This window comes from uncultured Roseovarius sp., assembly GCF_963972555.1.
Taxonomy (GTDB): domain Bacteria; phylum Pseudomonadota; class Alphaproteobacteria; order Rhodobacterales; family Rhodobacteraceae; genus Roseovarius; species Roseovarius mucosus.
The window spans coordinates 1-20,348 of the sequence record NZ_CAXAUM010000022.1 but is presented as its reverse complement, the minus strand read 5'-3'; the positions used below and the strand labels follow the sequence as shown (position 1 = coordinate 20,348).

General features: G+C 63.0%; 14 protein-coding genes and 1 tRNA gene. 9 read left to right on the top strand and 6 right to left on the bottom strand.

Features of this window, described 5'->3' with window-relative positions; all coding sequences use genetic code 11:
• The first annotated feature begins 247 nt into the window (after positions 1-247).
• The 5 genes from AACZ65_RS16340 to AACZ65_RS16320 all read left to right on the top strand — a co-directional run bounded on the left by AACZ65_RS16340 (position 248) and on the right by AACZ65_RS16320 (position 8,461).
• Positions 248-2,128 (top strand): TonB-dependent receptor, encoded by a 1,881-nt coding sequence (locus tag AACZ65_RS16340; protein ID WP_339672626.1) that lies wholly within the window; start codon positions 248-250, stop codon positions 2,126-2,128.
• Positions 2,129-2,339: 211 nt separating this feature from the next.
• A complete protein-coding gene (locus tag AACZ65_RS16335; protein ID WP_339672624.1) occupies positions 2,340-3,806 on the top strand; it encodes an aldehyde dehydrogenase family protein in 1,467 nt (488 codons plus the stop codon).
• Positions 3,807-3,848: 42 nt separating this feature from the next.
• Complete coding sequence (locus tag AACZ65_RS16330) at positions 3,849-4,598, top strand: SDR family oxidoreductase (protein WP_339672622.1); 750 nt, start codon at positions 3,849-3,851, stop codon at positions 4,596-4,598.
• 120 nt (positions 4,599-4,718) lie between these two features.
• On the top strand, positions 4,719-5,834 hold the full coding sequence (locus AACZ65_RS16325; protein WP_339672620.1) for a DNA repair exonuclease: 1,116 nt from the start codon (positions 4,719-4,721) through the stop codon (positions 5,832-5,834).
• Positions 5,831-8,461 (top strand): AAA family ATPase, encoded by a 2,631-nt coding sequence (locus AACZ65_RS16320; protein ID WP_339672617.1) that lies wholly within the window; start codon positions 5,831-5,833, stop codon positions 8,459-8,461. The genes AACZ65_RS16325 and AACZ65_RS16320 overlap by 4 nt, the downstream gene beginning before the upstream one ends.
• A gap of 80 nt (positions 8,462-8,541) precedes the next feature.
• On the opposite strand, the gene AACZ65_RS16315 is transcribed toward AACZ65_RS16320, so the two are convergent.
• On the bottom strand, positions 8,542-9,861 hold the full coding sequence (locus AACZ65_RS16315) for a HAMP domain-containing sensor histidine kinase (protein ID WP_339672615.1): 1,320 nt from the start codon (positions 9,859-9,861) through the stop codon (positions 8,542-8,544).
• A gap of 29 nt (positions 9,862-9,890) precedes the next feature.
• Positions 9,891-10,562, bottom strand: coding sequence for a response regulator transcription factor (locus AACZ65_RS16310; RefSeq protein ID WP_037276800.1), 672 nt, complete (start codon positions 10,560-10,562; stop codon positions 9,891-9,893).
• 135 nt (positions 10,563-10,697) lie between these two features.
• Between AACZ65_RS16310 and AACZ65_RS16305 the strand changes: the two genes are divergently transcribed.
• The gene (locus AACZ65_RS16305) at positions 10,698-11,849 is read left to right on the top strand and encodes a Do family serine endopeptidase (protein ID WP_339672612.1); all 1,152 of its coding nucleotides are present in this window, start codon (positions 10,698-10,700) and stop codon (positions 11,847-11,849) included.
• Positions 11,850-12,460: 611 nt separating this feature from the next.
• Here AACZ65_RS16305 and AACZ65_RS16300 read toward each other — a convergent pair.
• Together AACZ65_RS16300 and AACZ65_RS16295 are read right to left on the bottom strand one after the other, a co-directional pair.
• A tRNA-Gln gene (locus AACZ65_RS16300) sits at positions 12,461-12,535 on the bottom strand.
• Between the two features lie 128 nt (positions 12,536-12,663).
• Positions 12,664-13,158 (bottom strand): SH3 domain-containing protein, encoded by a 495-nt coding sequence (locus AACZ65_RS16295; protein WP_339672610.1) that lies wholly within the window; start codon positions 13,156-13,158, stop codon positions 12,664-12,666.
• Between the two features lie 111 nt (positions 13,159-13,269).
• On the opposite strand from AACZ65_RS16295, the gene AACZ65_RS16290 reads away from it, so the two are divergent.
• The 3 genes from AACZ65_RS16290 to ggt are packed head-to-tail and all read left to right on the top strand — an operon-like array spanning position 13,270 to position 17,193.
• Positions 13,270-14,256 (top strand): D-glycerate dehydrogenase, encoded by a 987-nt coding sequence (locus AACZ65_RS16290; protein ID WP_339672608.1) that lies wholly within the window; start codon positions 13,270-13,272, stop codon positions 14,254-14,256.
• Positions 14,257-14,295: 39 nt separating this feature from the next.
• Positions 14,296-15,408 carry a class I SAM-dependent RNA methyltransferase gene (locus tag AACZ65_RS16285; protein WP_339672606.1) on the top strand — a complete coding sequence of 371 codons (1,113 nt, stop codon included), beginning with the start codon at positions 14,296-14,298 and terminating at the stop codon, positions 15,406-15,408.
• 12 nt (positions 15,409-15,420) lie between these two features.
• Positions 15,421-17,193 carry a gamma-glutamyltransferase gene (ggt, locus tag AACZ65_RS16280; RefSeq protein WP_339672604.1) on the top strand — a complete coding sequence of 591 codons (1,773 nt, stop codon included), beginning with the start codon at positions 15,421-15,423 and terminating at the stop codon, positions 17,191-17,193.
• 95 nt (positions 17,194-17,288) lie between these two features.
• Here the strand turns inward: ggt and cueR are convergent, their stop codons facing one another.
• Positions 17,289-17,675, bottom strand: a complete 387-nt coding sequence (cueR, locus tag AACZ65_RS16275) for a Cu(I)-responsive transcriptional regulator (protein ID WP_339672601.1) — start codon at positions 17,673-17,675, stop codon at positions 17,289-17,291.
• Entirely contained in the window at positions 17,672-20,131 is a 2,460-nt protein-coding gene (locus tag AACZ65_RS16270; RefSeq protein WP_339672599.1) for a heavy metal translocating P-type ATPase, read from the bottom strand. The genes cueR and AACZ65_RS16270 overlap by 4 nt, the downstream gene beginning before the upstream one ends.
• Positions 20,132-20,348 lie beyond the last annotated feature (217 nt).

Sequence of the window (20,348 nt, the reverse complement as noted above, 5' to 3'; positions counted from 1 at the left end):
GAAAAGATCGCGCAACTACTGAAACCAAAAGAAAAAACCGTGCCAGCCTTTCGCAAGCACAACGGTGTGACAGCCATTGTCAACGAAACGAAAGGGACACGTGATGACATCGCGCAGGCGCTGCATATTACTTACAACAACCTGCCTCTGCATTGGGCTTGGCCAAGGATCTGCCGGTCTCGCTCAAGAGACCTTACCGCAAGAGGGCTTTCTTGGCACCCTGACGCTCGGAGAAAGCAAGCGCGCGGTGCAGACCGAAACCGCCACGCCTACGACCGTGATCGACGAAGAGGAAATTGGCGACCGTCAAGCCGGGTCTGTGGCCGAGCTGCTGGTAACGGTGCCTTCGGTGGCCCTGCTCAACGGCGACACGGCGCAGGGGTCTGGCATCTCGATCCGGGGCTTTGGCTCGAATGACACATTCGGCACGGATCAAAAGGTGTTGATTCAGGTCGATGGTGCCACGCGCGGGTCCGAGGAGCTTTACCGTATCGGAACGCAGCTCTTTACCGATCCGTTCCTCTTCAAGGAGGTCGAGGTGATCCGGGGCACGGTCGGGTCGTTCGAATTCGGGTCTGGCGTTGTGGGCGGCGTCGTTCGGCTCGAAACCATCGACCCCGAGGATGTGACCGAAGGCGAGACCGGCTTTGGCCTGCGTCAAACGCTGGAATTCCAGACCAACGGTAATGGTGTGACGTCTTCGACCATCGGGGCGTGGCAACCGACCGAGAATTTCGGCCTGCTCTTCAACTATGTCAGCCGCAGGCTGGGTTTCCCCAAGGATGGCAGTGGCACTGTCATCAACCCGCTCAGGGCGCGGATCGACGATCCCTCGATGTTGATCAAGGCCAAGTATCGCTTTGGCGAGGACAAGGCCCATTCCATCGAGGCCAGCTATCAGGACACCCAAAGCTCGCAATTCGACGTGCCGTTCGACAGCTTTGGCAATCTCACCTTCTTCGGCAACGTCGACCGCGAGGTCGAGAGCCAGACAAGCATCCTCAAGTACAATTTCAACCCGCTCAACGATCTGGTCGATCTGACGCTGCAATATTCGCATGTGGATGAATCAATCCTTCAGGCCCCTGTCTCTTGCCCAGGCAGCCCACCGGCTCCGATCAGCATTTGTTCGGCGCTGCTTGATGCGGACCATGATTACGAAACGACCACGCTTACGCTCAAGAACAAATCCCTGTTCGATACCGGCGCATTGCGCCACGATCTGACAGCGGGGGTCGAATACATCAACCGCGAGCGCGTCAATGCCTTTGCCGCACCGGGGGGAGAAGATAACCGCTGGGCGATCTTTGCTGTGGATGAGATCGACATCGGCCGCTCTTGGACCGTGACGCCCGCGATCCGCTACGAGACATCCGAGGTCGAGGGCGATACCGCCCCCAACGACGGGCGCTTTTCCGAGGATGCGCTGATGGGCGGTCTGTCGCTGCGCTATGCGTTCAACAACGGTTTCGCCCTGTTCGGCAGCGCCGCCTATACCGAGGTCTTGCCGATCATCGACGATCTGGAATTCCCTATCCGGATTGGGCGGAGCGAAAAATCGCGCACCTATGAGCTTGGCTTTTCCTATGACCGTCGCGGTCTCTTGCGCGACAGTGACAGTCTGGCGCTCAAGGTCACGTATTTCGACAGTGAACTTTGGGATGTGAATTCCTTTGTCGATACCACGCCCGCCCAAGCCCTACTGGATGAAATCCAGACCCAAGGGCTGGAGTTTGAGGCGTCCTATGCCATGGAAAACGGCTTTTACGTCGATCTCAACGCCACAATCTCCGATGGTGAAGAGGTGGACGCCTTGGGCGGGGTCCGTGATTGGCGCAACCTTGCCGCCAACAGCCTGCGCGCCACGGTGGGTAAGGTTTTTGACGACACCTATGACCTGAGTTGGGAGGTTGTCAGCGCCGACTCCATCACCGTGAATGGCGTGAGGGACGAGGGGTATACGGTCCACAACCTGCGCGCCACCATCGCGCCCAAGCGCGGTGTCTGGGAGGGAACCGAATTTCGCGTCGGCATCGAGAATCTGTTCGATGAGCAATACATGCCCAACCTGGCCACCCGCCCGGCGGTAGGGCGAAATTTCAAGCTGACGCTCGCCAAGACATTTTAAGAACGGATCAGGGGGCAGGGCGCTTCGACTTGCCCCCTTGCTACCGCAGCTTCGAACCGTGCCAACAGCTTTCAGACCTTGCGCGTGCTGGATCGCTCGATCACGCTGGCGACGAGCGAATCCAACCCTTCGCCTCGATACGCCGTGTACGGTCGGCAGGGTCCGACGAGACACCATGGTGAGGGGAATTTGAACACCAAGGAGCCAAGGCATGAAAGACATTGATCCCGATGCAACACCGGTCATCCCAAAGCCACTGAACCTGATTGGCAACGCGTGGGTCCCCGCACTCTCGGGCAAGGTGATGGATGTGCTGTCGCCCATCGACGGCTTGCCCTTTGCCCAGATTGCTGACAGCGACGCCGCCGATATCGACGCGGCGGTCGCAGCGGCGCGTGCGGCCTTTGATGGCGGCGAGTGGTCCAGACTAACCGCCGCAGAGCGGGGCCGCCTGATGATCCGCCTCTCCGAGCGTATTCTTGAGAATGTCGAACCGCTGGCACAGCTCGAGCGGCGCGATAACGGCAAGCCGATTGCGCAGGCGCGCACCGATATGAAAGTCACCGCCCGCTATTTCGAGTTCTATGGCGGCGGCGCGGACAAGGTGCATGGGGAAATCGTGCCATTTCTCAACGGCTATAATGTCGAAGTGCACCGCGAGCCCTATGGCGTGACCGGGCATATCATCCCGTGGAATTATCCTGCGCAGATGTTTGGCCGTTCGGTCGCTCCGGCGCTCGCCATGGGTAATGCCACGGTCCTGAAACCCGCTGAAGACGCCTGCCTCAGCGCGTTGCGGATTGCTGAACTGGCGATCGAGGTGGGCTTTCCCCCTGGTGCCATCAATATCGTCACCGGGCGCGGTGCCGTGGCCGGTCAGGCGCTGGCGGATCATCGGGGGATTGATTTCATGTCCTTTACCGGGTCGCCAGAGGTGGGCGTGATCGTCCAGACCGCTGCGGCCAGGAACTTCATCGGCTGCACGCTGGAACTGGGGGGCAAGTCACCGCAGATCGTGTTCGACGACGCTGACCTTGAGGCGGCGATGCCGGTGCTTGTCAATGCGGTGATCCAGAATGCCGGGCAGACCTGCTCGGCGGGCACCCGCGTGCTCTTGCAGCGTGGCATCTACGACCGCGCCGTGGCCGAATTGACGGCCCGGTTCAGCGCCATCGCCGCCTCGGATTCCGGCGAGGATGCGGTGCTTGGGCCGCTCATCTCCGCCAAGCAGAAAAAGCGGGTCGAGACTTATATCGCCGAGGCCGATGCGCCGCTTATGGCCCGTGGCAGCATCCGCCCCGATGCGCCAAAAGGCGGTTATTACGTTGCCCCCGCCGTGTTCGGCCCATGCGATCCCAAGGCGCGGATCGCACAAGAAGAGGTGTTCGGCCCGGTGCTCTGCCTGATCCCGTTCGAGGATGAAGCAGAGGCGATTTCGATTGCCAATGCCACTGACTATGGCCTTGTCGCCGCCGTCTGGACCCGCGATGGCGGACGCCAACAACGTGTGGCCAAGGCGATGCGCTGTGGTCAGGTGTTTATCAACGGCTACGGCGCGGGTGGCGGCGTCGAATTGCCTTTTGGCGGCATCCGCAAGTCGGGCCATGGCCGCGAAAAGGGCTTTGCCGCGCTGCTCGAATTCTCGCGGATCAAGACGATAATCAACCATCACGGCTAGGCCGCGCTGCGGGTGGCACTGACAAGACCAAAGGAATGCAAGATGAGACTAAAGGGAAAACGAACACTCGTGACTGGGGCCGCCTCGGGCTTTGGCAAAGGGATTGCCGAGGCTTATATCCGCGCAGGTGCCAAGGTGGCAGTGGTCGATGTGAACGAGGCTGGCGCAGAGGCCGTTGCGCGGGAGCTTGGTGAGAATGCCATCACCGTGACCTGCGATGTGTCCAAGGGCGATCAGGTTCAGGCCGCCGTCGATGCCACGGTTGCCGCCTTTGGGGGGCTTGATGTCGTGGTCAACAATGCCGGTTGGACCAATCCAAACAGCCCCCTGATGGACACCGACGAGGCGACCTTTCGCAAGATTTACGACATCAACGTGCTGTCAATCTTTCACATGACCAAGACCTGTGTGCCGCTCTGGCGCGCTGCCGGGGGCGGGGTGATGATCAACATCGGCTCAACCGCAGGCATCCGCCCGCGCCCGGGTCTGACCTGGTATAACTCGTCCAAGGGGGCGGTGAACCTGATGACGCGCTCTTTGGCCGTGGAACTTGCCCCTGACAAGATCCGCGTCTGCTGTATCGCCCCGGTGATGGGCGCGACGGGCCTGCTGGAGCAGTTCATGGGTATGCCCGACACGCCCGAGAACCGCGCGCGGTTCATCTCGACGATTCCGATGGGCCGGCTGTCAGAGGCGCGCGACATCGCCAATGCGGCCCTTTATCTGGCCTCGGATGAGGCGGATTTCATCACCGGCGTGGTGCTGGAGGTCGATGGCGGGCGGACGATATGAGAATGGGTGCGCGCTTCGGGACAATGCGCCGACCGCTCGGATCAAGGGGTGCCACGCCTTGATCGTGCGCCCATTTGCGGCAAGCTTGCCACAGAGCACTTTGCCGCAACAAGGAACCCCATGACCCCCTTTCGCTTCCTTCATAGCTCGGACCTGCATCTTGGCCGCGCCTTTGGCGGCTATCCCGAGGGTATACGCCACCGCCTGCGTGAGGCGCGGCATGGGGTGATTGCCCGGCTGGCCAAGGCCGCGCGCGACGGCGGGGCAGGGGTGGTTCTGCTCGCGGGTGATACTTTCGATGCCGAAACGCCAGCCCCCGACACATTGCGGCAAGCCCTCAGTGCGATGGGTGAGGAAGACGATTTGACTTGGGTGCTGCTGCCCGGCAACCATGACAGCCTTGCGGCCTCCGAACTCTGGCGGCGCATCGCGCAGGCCTCCCCTGCGAATTTGCGCGTCATCGCCTCCGATGCCCCGGTCGCTCTTGCCCCCGATCACTGGCTTTTGCCCGCGCCCTGCACGCAGCGCCGCCCGGGGCGCGATCTTACCGAGGCAATGTCGGCCCCTACGCCCTACGGCGCGCGGCGCATCGGGCTTGGGCATGGGGCGATCACCGATTTCTCGGGCGAAGAAGGTGCCCTTGGCATCATCCCGCCCGACCGGGCCACGCGCTCGGGTCTCGATTATCTCGCCCTTGGCGATTGGCATGGGCAGATGCAGGTGACACCTACTACTTGGTATTCCGGCACACCAGAACCGGACGGGTTCAAGCATGACACACCGGGGGCCGCACTCCTCGTGACACTCGCGGGCACAGCAGAGGTGACGCCGGTCGACACCGCGCAGTTTCGCTGGCGCCGGCCGACCCTAGACGTTTTGCCCGGCGAAGATGTGATAGCGCGCCTTGCCGCCGCCCTTCCGCAGATCCGCGCTCGTGATCATCTGGTGCGCCTCACCGTGACCGGACGCTTGCCTTTGGCCGAGCGCGCCGCACTCGAGGGTGATCTGGCCACGCGCGCCCCGGCTTTCGGCTGGTTCGCGGCGGACCTCTCTGCTCTGGCCGTTGAGGCGATTCCCGAAGACCTCGATCAGATCGACCGTGCCGGCGCGCTGCGTCAAGCCGCCGAGGTTTTGATGGCCGAAGCGGGGGATGCCACGCTTTCGCAATCCGACCGCGATACGGCGTCAGCGGCGCTCGCCCGACTCTATGCCCTTAGCCAGGAGGTGAGGACGTGAGGCTACGCGTCATCGAGTTGACCAACGTGCGCCGCTTCGCGGGGCAGCGGGCGCGCCTCAGCCAGATTGGCGACGGGATCACCGTGCTCTCCCAGCCCAATGAATTCGGCAAGTCGACCTTTTTCGACGCGTTGCACGCATTGTTCTTCGAACGGCATAACAGCCGCAATGCCGCCATCAAGGCTCTGCAACCGCATGCTGGGGGCGCGCCCGAGGTTGCGGCCGAGGTAGAACTCGCAGAGGGGCGCTTTCGCATTGCAAAGCGGTGGCTCAACCGCCCGCAGGCGCAGGTGCAGGATGCCACTGGCCGCCTGATCGCTCAGGCGGACGAGGCGGAGGCGTGGATTGACCGGCTTATGGGTGGGGGGCTGGCAGGCCCGTCTGGCCTGCTCTGGGTACGGCAAGGGTTGATGGGGTTGGAACCCGAGGGCAGCGGCGCGGATGACAAGCGTGAGCGTGAGCGCGGGTTGAATGCGCGACGTGATCTTTTGTCCTCCGTCGCGGGTGAGATCGACATGATGACCGGCGGACGGCGGATCGACGGCGTGATTGACCGTGTGACCGACGCGCTGATGCGCTTGACGACATCCACCGGACGCCCCAAGGCCGGAGGCGAATGGGCCCGCGCTGTTGAAGAGGCCGCAACACTCGCCAGCGAAGAAGCCGAGTTGCGTCCGCGCGCCGCGCGGCTGTCGGGTGACCTCATCCGTCGGGCCGAGATTCAGCGCAACCTTGCCCGCTTGACCGAGCCCTCCGACATCGCCGGACGTGCGCAGACCCTCGCTCAGGCCGAGGCGGAGCATCAAGCCGCGCAAGCGCATCAGGCCGAAGTTGCAAAGGCCGAAACCGCCCTGCGCCTTGCCCGGTTGGATGCCGAGCATCTGCAGCGCGATGTGCTGGCAGCAGAAGGCCGTGCCGCCCGCCTAGAGAAGGCAAAAGAGACGATGTCGAAGGCCGAGGAAGTCGCAAAAAGAGCTTATACCCGCTTTGCCAACCTGGCCGAGTGCGACCAGGCCGCTGCCGAGAGCGCCGAGGATCTTGCCGCCAAGGCGCGCGACCTGCGCCGCCGCCTGCAACAGGCCACCCGTGCTCAAGCGGCGCATGCAGCACGGATCAAGGCGCAGGATCTCCAGCGCCGGTTGGACCGTGCCACCGAACTTCTGGCGGTGCTGTACAAGACCGAAGCCGCGCGGGCGGGCATCCGCGTCACGGCCAAACTGCTTGACGCCGCCGACAAGTCCCAAAGTGACCTCGATCTGGCACGCGCGCGGGCCGAGGCACAGGCCGTGACGATCACGGCGTACCCCGACGGCCTCCCGGCTTTGCGCAATGGTCAGCCCCTTGCCGCGCGTCCCACGCCGATCTTTGCCGCGACTGACATTGCCTTGCCGGGCTTTGGGATGTTGCATATCGACCCAGGTCTCGCGCGCGGCACGAACAGTGCCGCCGAAATTGAACGAGCAGGCAAGACGCTAGCGCGTCTCTTGGCGGAGGCGCAGGTTGACACGCTAGCCGACGCCCGCACCCAATGGGCCAAAGCTCAACGGCTTGAGGCAGAGGCCAAGCAGGGTGCGGCTCTCTGCGCCGAAGTGGCGCCTGAGGGTGTTGAGGCGCTGCGCGAGGCCCTGGCGCGGGCGCTGGCCGCCGCAGCTGAGGCCCCGCAAGAAGCTGAAGATGTTGATGGCTTGACCAAGGCGCTCACCGCTGCCGAGGCCGACGAGGAGATCGCGCGCGCCACCGCGAAGGCGGCGCATGATCTGGCCGTGGCCGCAGGTGAAACCCGCGCCGCTGCCGAGGCCAACCGCAGTAGCGCAGAGCGGCAATTTGAGGCCGCCCTGTCCGAAGCCGGGGATCCGGATGCGCTGGCCGCCCATATTGCCGATCTCCGGGCCCGCCAGCCCGCGCTTGCCAGCGCCTGTGTGGAGGCCGAAAGGGCATGTGATAACCTGCGCGCCACCGCCCCGGACCTTGTCACTACCAAGGCCCGGTTGACCCGCGCCAAGGGAGCGGTCGATCAGGCCACGCGCGATCTGGCCATGGCCCGCGAGAACCTTGCCAGCCTCAACGCCACTATCGCGGCACTGGCCGAAGAAGGGATTGAGGAACGTCTATCCGCCTTGGCCGACGCCCGCGTCGAATCTGAGGCGCGCGCCACCCGCTACGAGGCCGAGGCGCGGGCCCTCACCCGTCTGCGCCGCGCGTTGGACGAGGCGCGAACTCTCGCGCGCGAGGCCTATTTCGGCCCGGTCCTGCGCGAGTTGCAGCCGCTTCTTTCGATCCTCTATCCGGGAGCGCAGCTATCCATTGACGACACCAGCCTTTTGCCGGCGATTCTGACCCGCAATGGTCAAGCGGAATCGCTCGACATTCTTTCGGGCGGCACCCGCGAACAGGTTGCGATTCTGACACGGCTGGCCTTTGCGCGGCTATTTGCGGCCTCGGAACGTCCCGTCCCGGTGATTTTGGATGATGCCCTAGTTCATTCCGATGATGATCGCATCGAAGCCATGTTTGATGCGCTCCATCGTTCGGCGCGCGAACAGCAAATTCTTGTTCTCACCTGCCGACAACGCGCCTTTTCGGCTTTGGGTGGCACGCGCGCAGAGGTGACGGTTGAGGCAACATGAGCACGGCCTCTGGGCCCGTGCTGCCAGAGGACCAACGTGGGGCACGCCACCGGCAATCCGTGCAGAGATCTCATGCCGCGCTAGGAGGGAAAGCGGAGCCCGACCTGCAGACCAGGGCCCGCATCTTCGAGGGACAGGGTCGCATCATGCACCTGCGCAATTCCCGCAACAAGGCTCAGCCCCAATCCATTCCCGGGGGTCATGCGGCTACGATCCAGCCGGTAAAGTCGGCGCAGCACCAGATCCCACTCAGCCTCGGGGATGCCGGGGCCGTTATCCGTGACCGCCAGATACACATGGGCCTCTGACTGACACAGAGCAACGGTGATCCGGCTACCTGGCGGGGTGTGATGCATGGCATTCTCAATGAGATTGGCAAGAACCTGCCCCAACAACGTGCGATCCCCCATCACCGGACGCACCGGGCCATCCGGGAGGGCGCAAATCAGAGTTTGCCCATTCTCAGTGGCTGCGGGTTCGTAGACATCACAGAAGGTCCGGCATAGCTCGGACAGGTCCACCGGCGCAAACCGCGCCCGTGGCGAGCCGCTTTCGATCTGTGCCAGTTGCAATAGCGCGTGAAAGATCGACACGATCCGGTCGAGTTCCGCCTGTGCCTTTTCCAGCATCTCCCGCGCATCCCCAGTCAGATCCGGGCTCTGACTCAGATCGTCCAGATGTACGGCAGCGCGCTGAATCGGGGTCTTGAGGTCATGGGCAATATCCGATGAAACCTGCCGCAGGCTCTCGACCACATCCTTTTGGGAGCGGGCCATCTGATCAATCTTGGCGCCAATTCGGGCCAGATCGTCAGACCAGCCTTTAACAGCGCCCACCCGCGCTTGCAGGTTGCCCGAAGTCAGCTGATCCAGCGTTCCGCTGATTACCGCCACATGCCGCGCGCCGCGCCGCGCCAGAAACAGTCCGCCCGACAGCGCCACAAGAACCGTCGGCAGCAGCGATATACCCAGTATGTTTAGAAAAGTTTCCCGCAGCGCGTCGATATGCGCAAGACTGCGTGCCACAGTGAGTTGACCACCACGCAGCGAGGTGGTCAGCGCCAGAAACCGCCCCTCGATTTCCGGGTTTCCCGGAAGATAGGACAGAATCCGATAGCCATCCGCATCGCGCGCTACCAGCGCGTTGCCATAGTGCCGCCCGTTCGGAGCGAAATAACTCAGCACGACTCGTTCGGGATCGGTATTGCGTGCTTCCGCCTCGACCAAAGAGGCGAGTGCGGCGGCAGAAGGGGCCGCGTGAAATCCGGCCATATCCTGCGTAAGATCGGCGCGAAGCGTCTCCTCAAAGGAGGCTTGCGTGTAAAGATAACTCGCAAGGAGCCCCAACAGCGATACGAGCGAGAACAAGAACACGAGGCCAGCCGCCAGGCGTATCGGCATTGAGCGGAGAAGTGAGACACGGGTCAGGATCATCCGTCAATCCGATAACCTGCACCGCGCACGGTCTTGATAAGCTCTGTCGCGAATGGCTTGTCCACCTTGGCGCGCAAGCGGCTGATATGGGTTTCAACCACATTGGTCATCGGATCGAACGAGATGTCCCAGATCGCCTCGAGCAGCATCGTGCGTGTCTGCACGCGCCCCTTGCGGCGCAGCAGATGCTCAAGAATTGCGAACTCTCGTGGCAAAAGGTCGATCTCCTGACCCTCCCGCGTCACCTTGCGGGCAATCAGGTCCATTTCCAGGGGACCTGCGCGCAACACGGTCTCTTGTTCCAGTGCATGCGGACGCCGCGCAAGCGCTGCAACCCGTGCCGACAACTCGCCAAAGGCAAAGGGCTTGACCAGATAGTCATCCGCCCCCGCGTTCAGCCCGCTGACCCGCTCTTCGACACTCCCAAGCGAGGTCAGGAAAAGAACCGGCGTGTGATTACCCGCCCCGCGCAGGGTCTTGACCAGTGTCAGCCCGTCAATTTCGGGCAACATCCGGTCGATGATCAGAACGTCATAGGAGCCGCTCGTTGCTTGGATCAACGCCTCCCGCCCATTGCTGACCAGATCGACAGTATGCCCCTCTTCGCGCAGACCTCGCGCGATATAGGCCCCTGTCGTTGCATCGTCTTCGACCACGAGCAGTTTCATGTCATCCTCTCGATGTGCGTCGCCTGCAAACAGCTATCCTCGTTCGACCTGCATTGCACCCGCTTTTGGCCGCGCCTGCCTTTCCTAAACTATTTGTATAGTCGGGCACATCCGGCTGTGAGACCTGTGCAGCATATGGGCAGCATCGGACGCAACACAACGGAGCTTTCAATGATGTCCTCCACACCTCTTTCCCGTCGCCTTGCAGGGTCCGCAGCCCTTGTCGCCGTTCTGGGCGCAACAGGCCTTTCACTGGGGGCCGCCGACCCGGCGCTGGCGGTGCCTGCGGGCGGATATGGCGATCTCGTCGCCGCCGTCTCGCCCGCGGTTGTCTATATCGAAGTCACCGCCAAGGCGCAGCCAACCAACATGTCCGGCGAATTACCCGAGGGCCTGCCCGAAGAGTTGCGCCGTCAGTTCGAGCGGATGATGCCCAGAGGTGAGATGCCGGCCCGTCAAGGTCTTGGGTCAGGCTTTATCATTTCCGAAGACGGCAAGATCGTCACCAATAACCATGTGGTCGAAGGTGCCGAGACCGTGACCGTCAAACTCGCGGATGGCCGTGCATTTGACGCGACCGTGGTCGGTAGCGACCCGCTGACCGATGTGGCCGTGCTTCAACTCGATACGGAGGAATCCCTGCCCTTCGTGCGCTTCGGCGACTCCGACGCAATGCGGGCCGGGGATGAGGTGGTCGCGGTCGGCAATCCCTACGGTTTGGGCGGCACGGTCACATCCGGCATTGTCTCGGCGCTGTCGCGCAACATCAATTCCGGCCCCTATGACGACTATATCCAGACGGATGCCGCCATCAACCGGGGCAATTCCGGCGGGCCGCTCTTTAACAACGCGGGGGAGGTGATCGGCATGAACACCGCCATCTTCTCGCCCGATGGTGGATCGGTCGGCATCGGCTTTGCGGTGCCGTCGGACCTTGTGCAGCATATCGTGGCGGATCTGTCGGATGACGGCACGATCACCCGTGGCTGGCTTGGCGTGCAGATCAAGCCGATGCCCGAGGATATCGCCCAAGTGCTGGGATACGAAACCCCCAGAGGGGCAGTGATCGAGAATGTGACGCCGGACAGCCCCGCCGCCAAAGCCGGACTCAAGCAAGGCGATATCATCCTCAACTTCAACGGGACCGAGATTTCCGAGTTGCGCGACCTGACCCGCGCTGTGGCGGCGGCCGCACCCGAGGCCGTCGTGCCGGTCACGGTTCTGCACAAAGGTGCGGAAAAGACCCTCGACGTGACGGTTGGCACATTGGCCAATCCGAACGCTTGAGGAAGAACCGCGTCGGCGCATCCAAGCGGCGCCGACGCGGATGATCCGGCCTCTCTTGACTAATCGATGCTCAGCTGGTGCAGGCCGACCGTTTTGCGGTCTTGGATAACCTCAAGGTCACCCTCAAGCCATTGTCCAAGCTGTACTCTTGCGATCCAAGGACCCTGTCACGCCAAGATGGGTGAGGCCATTCTTTCGGCCTCAAGCAACATCAAAGAGCGGCCAGTATAAGCGCAGGAAGTCCCACCATTCCTGCGCAAATGATACCAATTGAAATGCCTAGGCCTTTGAACATTTTGCATTTTCCTTCTTTGCCGGTGTCATTTGTGGCGAGATAGGGCGATGCGCCGAGAAAAAATGCGGCAGGCTGACGCACTTCCCATCTGCTCACGCCACTTCAGTTTGAGGTTCGGTTTCTCCAAAACTCATTCGGGCCATGTTTCATTAAATCAGGGGGAATGGCCCCAATCGTCGGACGATCTCTGACGTCGCCGCGTGAGATGATCCCACGCCGCAGCGTCTGAGTGATCTGTCTGCGGGGGCATAAAAGCGGACACTTGCGCCCTGCACACAGCCCGCGCGGCTTAATCTAATGGAGAATTTAGAAAGATTGGCTGGGGTGGTAGGATTCGAACCTACGGTACACGGTACCAAAAACCGACGCCTTACCACTTGGCTACACCCCAACGTGACGCGCTAATTACTCTGGAGCTTGGCGCGGTTCAAGGGTGCTTGGCAAAAAAAAAGAGATGCAATCCGGATGACGCGGCATCCATCTGATAAAAATACATAAATTCATTGTCTACGGGGATGGTTACTCGAAAGTCTCACCCTCCGTGACCCCCCAGAGCGCCGATTTGGGAGCCCAGCCATCATAGCCACCGGCGGATACTGCGCACCAGTCCGCTTGGCATTCCTCGAGTCGCGCGATTACGCCCTGTTCCAGACGGGCCACTACCATGGCATTCGCTTCGGGCTTGGCCAGCAGATCCAGCATCTCGACCTCGACACTGGCGGTGCGCACGCCAGAGAGAAGTGTGTAATGCACCCAGCCGCCCGCTCCGTCCCGGTCGCGCACCCGGCGCCAATGGCCATGCTCTGCCGTGATCTCGAGCGGCATGTCGCGCCGCTTGAAGATCCAGTCGATGCGATGCGTCAGGCTAGGGCCGCGGCGAACATTACCCTCAGCGGCCTTCATCGACACAAAACGCGGCAGCGGCAGGTTCGTGACCGGCCCGCGTTCTTGAGCCAAGGCCCCCACGGGGCCCAGTCCCATCACCATGACAAGGGCGGCAAGCCCGGATTTCATCGCCGTCATTCGAATTCTGCCCGCAAACTGCAAGGGGGTTCTTGTGCCCCGCTCTTTCCTGCGCCACTCTGGCAGTAACGCGCCTGAAAGGAAAGTTTCAAGGAGGGCTTCATGCCATCTGCACGCCTGAGTGTTGTCGTTACGCGACGCCTGCCCGAGCCGGTCGAGACGCGGATGCGCGAACTTTTTGATGTTCGCCTGCGCGAGACGGACGCGCCCATGACACGCGAGGAACTGGCCCGCGCGGTCAAGGAGACGGATGTTCTGGTGCCGACCCTGTCCGACCGGATCGACGCTAGCCTGATTGCGCAGGCCGGGGACCGGCTCAGGCTGATCGCCAATTACGGGGCGGGGGTGGATCACATCGACGTAGGCACCGCGCGTCAGCACGGAATCCTTGTGTCGAACACGCCGGGCGTTTCGGCTGACGACACTGCTGACATGACGATGGCACTGATGCTCAGTGTCACGCGGCGCCTGCCGGAAGGGCTGGCGATGATGCAAACGGGCAATTGGAGCGGCTGGTCGCCAACGGCGCTTTTGGGGGGCAGGATTGCCGGTCGCAGGCTGGGTATCCTCGGAATGGGCCGGATCGGTCAGGCGGTGGCGCGGCGCGCGGCGGCCTTTGGCATGCAGGTGCATTATCACAATCGCCGCCGCCTGCGTCCCGAGATCGAAGAGAGCCTTCAGGCGACCTATTGGGAAAGTCTGGATCAGATGGTGGCGCGCATGGATGTGATCAGCATCAATTGCCCGCATACGCCCTCGACCTTCCACCTGATGAACGCCCGGCGCCTCAAGTTGATGAAGCCGGAGGCGGTGATCGTCAACACTTCGCGCGGTGAGGTAATCGACGAAAACGCGCTGACGCGCATGTTGCGTGCCGGAGAGATCGCGGGCGCGGGTCTTGATGTCTATGAGCATGGCGCCGACATCAACCCGCGCCTGCGCGAACTCAAGAATGTGGTGCTCTTGCCGCATATGGGCTCTGCCACCGTCGAAGGGCGGATCGAGATGGGCGAAAAGGTGATTATCAACATCAAGACCTTTGACGACGGCCACCGCCCGCCGGATCAGGTCGTCCCCTCGATGCTGTGACGGCTCGCCTTTGGCGTCCCTCTGGCCTATGACGGCGCGATGACCCAGCCAGAGCCTTTTGAAATCTTCCTTGCCGCCGCACCGGGGCATGAAACCGCCCTCGCAGAAGAGGCGGTGCAGAAAGGCTTTGGCCCTGTCACGACTGTGCCCGGCGGGGTAAGCTTCATGGGCCTCTGGCCTAATGTCTGGCGCGCCAATCTCGTGTTGCGCGGGGCAGGGCGGGTGCTGGCGCGGATCGGGGCGTTCCGCGCGATGCACCTAGCCCAGTTGGACAAGCGGGCGCGGAAATTCGATTGGGCCGCGCATCTGCGCCCGGATGTGCCGCTGCGAGTCGAAGTCACCTGTCGCAAGTCCAAGATCTATCATGCGGGGGCGGCGACAGAGCGGATCGTCAAGGCGCTGACCGAATCCTTAGGCGTGTCCGTCACAGAGGATGCACCCATGCGCCTGATGGCACGGATCGAGGATGATCTGGTCACCTTCAGTCTTGATACATCAGGCGAACCGTTGCATCGGCGCGGGTATAAAGAGGCCGTGAACAAGGCGCCCCTGCGAGAGACCTTGGCGGCGCTTTTTTTGCGCCAATGCGGTTACGACGGGCGCGAGCCGGTGCTTGATCCGATGTGTGGTTCCGGCACCTTTCCCATCGAGGCGGCAGAAATTGCGGCGGGGCTGATGCCCGGTCGCACACGGCGCTTTGCCTTTGAGGATATGGCAGCCTTTGATCCAGCCGTTTGGTCGGCGCTGAAGGCCGCAGACACGCCACGCGCCACAACCCAGCGGTTCATGGGGTTTGACCGCGACGCGGGCGCTGTGCGCATGGCGTCCGAGAATGCGGACCGCGCCGGGGTTTCCGGGATCACGCGCTTTGCCTGCCAGCCGCTTTCGGCGCTGACCCGTCCCGAGGGGCCGCCAGGGCTGGTAATGGTCAACCCGCCCTACGGTGCACGGATCGGCAATCGCAAGCTCCTTTTTGGCCTCTATGCCAGCTTGGGCGAGGTGTTGCGCCGCGAGATGACCGGATGGCGCGTGGGTATTGTCACCAGTGACGCAGGGTTGGCCAAGACCACCGGGCTGCCCTTCTTGCCACCGGGGCCGCCTGTGGCGCATGGTGGGCTCAAGGTGACGCTCTGGCGCACTGATCCGCTCTAGGGAGACTGCCACATGCGCGCGCTGGTTCTGATCCTTGTCATGGTCACAGGAGGGGCGGCTTGGGCGCAACAGGCTGCCGATACCGTCGCACCCGAGGGGGCCGGGGCAGGGGTCTTGCAGGTGCCTTTGCCGCTTGCGGCGGCGCAGGCGGCCAAGGACGCGGGCCAGCCGGTCGAATCGCACAACTGGATGATCGCCGCGGCCCATCCGCTTGCCGTCGAGGCGGGGGCGCGGGTGCTGCGCGAGGGTGGCACGGCGGCGGATGCGATGATCGCCACGCAGCTTGTGTTGGGGTTGGTTGAGCCGCAAAGCTCAGGGCTTGGCGGGGGGGCCTTTCTTGTCTGGCACGACGGCGCAAGCGGCAAGATCACCACGCTTGATGGGCGTGAAACAGCGCCCTTGGCGGCAATCCCTACACTCTTTCAGGATGCGACGGGACAGCCGCTCGCCTTTTTTGATGCGGTGGTGGGCGGGCGTTCGGTGGGCACGCCCGGCACCCCGGCGCTTCTGGCCGATGCGCATGCCCGATGGGGGCGGGCCGATTGGGCAGGGCTGTTTTCCGAGGCCATCGCCCTGGCTGAGGGCGGTTTTCCCGTCAGCCCGCGTCTCGCGGGGCTGATTGCCGAAGACGCCGAACGCCTTAAGCTTTTCAGGGACACACGCGACTATTTTCTGCCCGGCGGCACACCGCTCGCAGCAGGGCAGACCCTGCGCAACCCGGACTATGCCGACACGCTGCGCCGTCTGGCTGATGAGGGGGTATCGGCGTTTTACTCGGGCGAGATCGCGCTTGATATTGCCGAGCGGGTGCAGCGGTCCGGGGGCAATCCGGGCGTCCTCAGCCCCCTCGATCTGGCCATCTACCGGGTCAAGGAACGGCGCGCGCTCTGCACGCCTTATCGCGGCTATGAGGTTTGCGGGATGGGGCCGCCCTCTTCGGGGGCAAGCACGGTGGGGCAGATACTCGGCCTGCTGGAACCTTTCGATCTTTCATCTCTTGGGCCTGAGAGCCCCGAGGCTTGGCGCCTCATCGGCGACGCCAGCCGCTTGGCCTTCGCTGACCGGGGGCGCTACTTGGCGGACAGTGATTTCATACCCGTGCCGCTCAAGGGTTTGCTTGACCCTGACTATCTCAAGGGCCGTTCCGAGCTTTTGCTTGGGGACGATGCTTTGCCAGAGGTCACGCCGGGCCAACCCGATTTCGATCACGCCTCTTTCTGGGGGGATGATCGATCGTTGGAACTGCCCTCGACCTCGCATATCTCGATCGTCGACAGCTACGGCAACGCCCTGTCGATGACGACGACGATTGAGAACGGGTTCGGGTCGCGCCTGATGGTGCGGGGGTTCCTGCTCAACAACGAGCTGACCGACTTCTCCTTTGCCACCCACGACAACGGTCGGCCCATTGCGAATGCATTGGCCCCCGGCAAACGCCCGCGCTCTTCCATGGCGCCCACGATTCTGCGCCGCGACGGTGCCCCGGTGCTTGTGCTGGGCAGCCCGGGGGGAAGCAGCATCATCGGCTATGTCGCCAAGACCATCATCGGCTGGGTGGATTGGGGCCTTGATGCGCAAGAGGCGGTGAGCTTGCCGCACCTGGTCAACCGGTTTGGTCCCTATGACATCGAACCCGCCGCCGCGGCTCTGGTGGCACCTCTCTCCGACATGGGATTTGAAACACGCCAGACGGCGCTGACCTCTGGCCTGCATGTTATCGCCATTGGCGCAGAGCTATCAGGTGGAGCCGATCCCCGCCGTGAAGGGCTTGCCTATGGCGAATGACCGATTTTGAGTATTTGGGCCATAAGGAAACCAGTCTGCTTTCATCTGGCCTGAAATACCTCAGGGGGTCCGGGGGGCAGCGCCCCCCCGGCTGCTCAGCCCTCGGCCAGATCGCGCAGGATGGGGCAATCGGGCCGCGCATCCCCGGCGCATTCGCGCACCAGATGTTGCAGCGTGGCTTGCATAGACTGCAACTGCACGATTTTTTCTTCGATCTGCGTCAGATGCTCCTGGGCCAGCTGTTTGACATCGCTGCTGGCGCGGTCCTGATCTTCGTAGAGCGCCATCAGCTTGCGGCAATCTTCGATGGAAAACCCGAGCGCGCGGGCGCGGCCCAGAAAGGCCAGCTTGTGACTGTCGCTCTGGCGAAAGACACGGTAGCCATTGGTGTCGCGTAGGGGCCGGATAAGACCGATGTCCTCATAATACCGGATCGTCTTTGGGGGCAGGCCGGTCTCGCGGGCCACGTCCGAGATATTCATGCCGCACCTCCCATCACCGGGCGCATCCGTCTGAGGCGGAGCGCATTGGAGAGAACGAAGACCGAAGAAAGCGCCATCGCACCTGCAGCCAGCATTGGCGACAAGAGGAGGCCGCTCACCGGATAAAGAACCCCCGCCGCCACCGGAATGAGCGCGGCGTTATAGGCAAAGGCCCAGAAGAGGTTTTGCCGGATATTGCGTAGTGTGCGATGCGAAAGCGTCTGCGCCTCGACCACGCCGGTCAGGTCGCCCGACATCAGCACCACGTCTGCCGCCTCTATGGCTACATCCGTACCGGTGCCCACGGCGATTCCCACATCGGCCTGTGCCAACGCGGGCGCATCGTTGATCCCGTCCCCGACAAAGGCAAGCGTGCCAAATTGCTCTTGCAGCGCACGCACTGCCGCCACCTTGCCCTCGGGCAGCACCTCAGCCTCGACATGGTCGATACCAAGGTCGCGCGCGATGGCGCGGGCTGTGGTCGCACTGTCGCCGGTGATCATCGCGGTCTTGATCCCCTTGGCATGGAGGGCGGCGATGACCGCAGCACTGGTCGGTTTAACCTGATCGGCGATGCCCAACACCGCCACCAGACGCCCATCGATTGCGATGTGGATGGCGGTCTGTCCCGCCTCTGCAAAGCCATTGGTCTCTTTGGCCAGAGCGTCGGTCTCGATGCCCTCGCGCGTCATCAGTCGCGCCGCGCCGATCAGAATACGCAGGCCCTCGACCTCGGCGCTCAGCCCATGACCGGTGATGGCGCGAACGGCGCTCGCCCCCGGCACCTCGAGACCCCGCCGCGCCGCTTCGGCCTCGACCGCGCGAGCGATTGGGTGTTCAGAGCGCGCCTGTGCCGCCGCCGCCAGCCGCAGCACGCTGTCCGCATCCTGCCCCGCCACCACGGCAATCCGCGTCACCTCGGGTTTGCCGCGCGTCAGCGTGCCGGTCTTGTCAAAGGCAATGGCGCGCACCTCATCGAGCCGCTGCAAGGCCTCGCCCTTGCGAAAGAGCACGCCCAGTTCCGCCGCGCGCCCGGTGCCCACCATGATCGACGTCGGCGTCGCCAACCCCATCGCGCAGGGGCAGGCGATGATCAGAACCGACACCCCCGCGACCAGCGCGTGGGTCAGAACCGGGGCCGGGCCCAACAGGAGCCAGACCGCCACCGTCACAAGTGCAATCGCGATCACCACCGGCACAAATATTCGCACCACCCGATCCGCCAGCGCCTGCACCGGCAGTTTGGCGCCTTGTGCTGTCTCGACCATGGCCACGATTCGTGCCAGAACCGTATCCTGTCCGACAGCTGTCGCGCGAAAGCTGAGCGCGCCGGCGCCATTGACCGTGCCGCCGACGACGCTGTCACCGGGGCCCTTGGCCACCGGCAGCGCCTCGCCGGTGATCATGGATTCGTCGATATGCGAGTGACCCTCTGTCACCTCGCCATCAATCGCTACCCGCTCGCCTGGGCGCAGATGAATCAGATCGCCAAGGGCGACTTCATCTATAGGCAGATCGCTGACCTTGCCCTTGCGCTCGACCCTTGCCGTCTTGGGCTGTAACCCGATCAGCCGCTGGATCGCGGCCCCCGTACGGCCCTTGGCCCGCGCCTCGAGCCAGCGGCCCGTGAGGATGAGGGTGACAATGACTGCCGCCGCCTCGAAATAGACCGCGCGCGTGCCTTCGGGCAAAAGCGTAGGGGCCAAGAGCGCCACCGTGGAATAGGTCCAGGCCGCACTCGCGCCCAAGGCCACGAGGCTGTTCATGTCCGGCGCGCCCTTGAGCAGCGCGGGAACGCCCAGACGGTAGAATTGCCGCCCCGGCCAGAGCAGAACCAGCGTGGTCAGCCCGAACTGCACCGACCAGGACAGTCCCATGCCAAGCGTCGTCATGATCAGATCATGCAGAGCCGGGATCATGTGCCCCCCCATCTCCAGCACAAAGACCGGAAGTGTCAAAAGACCGGCGATCCAGACCTGTCGGCGTGCATGGCCGATCTCTTCCGCGCGCCGGGCTGTGGGGTCCTCGCCGCCGGGGGTGTGCAGTCGTGCCGGATAACCCGCCTCGGTCAGGGCACGCGCCAGAGCGCGCGCATCCGTGCTGCCGGGCAAATAGCGTACGCGGGCCGTTTCCGTGGCAAGATTGATCTGCGCCTCGAGCACGGCGGGCAGGGCCATCAGCGCGCGCTCGGCGCGGCCCACGCAAGAGGCGCAGGTCATGCCGCTGACGGCAAGTGTCACGGTATCCTCGCGGGCCGGGTAGTTGGCCGCCCGCAGCGCAGCCACGATTTCGGTGGCCTCTGCTCCATTAAGGCTCATCTGCGCAGTGCCATTGGCAAAATTGACCGAGGCATGGCTAACTCCGGCCACCGTGCCAAGCGCCCGCTCGGCTCTCCCGGCACAGCCTGCACAGCTCAGCCCCTGTACCTCGATTCTCATGTTGCTCGGCTCGGCCATGGCGATTCCTCTTATGATCTGAGGGTCAGATAGGGCTTCCAGTGACTGTAAGGTCAAGGGCGCAGGCACGAATTGTTGGAAAACAGGGCGATTTGCAGGGAAAAAAGGCGCTGCGAAGAAAAATTCATTTTTCTGTAAAAAACCCCTTGCGACTCCTTGGGGCTAACCGTAAATACCCCTTCACCGGCGCTGCTGAGGCGGTTGCTGGGACGCGGAA

Excerpts from the sequence above, each read along its gene's own strand:
- AACZ65_RS16270 (WP_339672599.1), bottom strand. The coding sequence starts at position 20,131 with ATGGCCGAGCCGAGCAACATGAGAATCGAGGTACAGGGGCTGAGCTGT.
- AACZ65_RS16335 (WP_339672624.1), top strand. The coding sequence starts at position 2,340 with ATGAAAGACATTGATCCCGATGCAACACCGGTCATCCCAAAGCCACTG.
- AACZ65_RS16295 (WP_339672610.1), bottom strand. The coding sequence starts at position 13,158 with ATGAAATCCGGGCTTGCCGCCCTTGTCATGGTGATGGGACTGGGCCCC.
- AACZ65_RS16305 (WP_339672612.1), top strand. The coding sequence starts at position 10,698 with ATGGGCAGCATCGGACGCAACACAACGGAGCTTTCAATGATGTCCTCC.
- AACZ65_RS16285 (WP_339672606.1), top strand. The coding sequence starts at position 14,296 with ATGACCCAGCCAGAGCCTTTTGAAATCTTCCTTGCCGCCGCACCGGGG.
- AACZ65_RS16290 (WP_339672608.1), top strand. The coding sequence starts at position 13,270 with ATGCCATCTGCACGCCTGAGTGTTGTCGTTACGCGACGCCTGCCCGAG.
- AACZ65_RS16310 (WP_037276800.1), bottom strand. The coding sequence starts at position 10,562 with ATGAAACTGCTCGTGGTCGAAGACGATGCAACGACAGGGGCCTATATC.
- AACZ65_RS16330 (WP_339672622.1), top strand. The coding sequence starts at position 3,849 with ATGAGACTAAAGGGAAAACGAACACTCGTGACTGGGGCCGCCTCGGGC.
- ggt (WP_339672604.1), top strand. The coding sequence starts at position 15,421 with ATGCGCGCGCTGGTTCTGATCCTTGTCATGGTCACAGGAGGGGCGGCT.
- AACZ65_RS16315 (WP_339672615.1), bottom strand. The coding sequence starts at position 9,861 with ATGCCGATACGCCTGGCGGCTGGCCTCGTGTTCTTGTTCTCGCTCGTA.
- AACZ65_RS16325 (WP_339672620.1), top strand. The coding sequence starts at position 4,719 with ATGACCCCCTTTCGCTTCCTTCATAGCTCGGACCTGCATCTTGGCCGC.
- cueR (WP_339672601.1), bottom strand. The coding sequence starts at position 17,675 with ATGAATATCTCGGACGTGGCCCGCGAGACCGGCCTGCCCCCAAAGACG.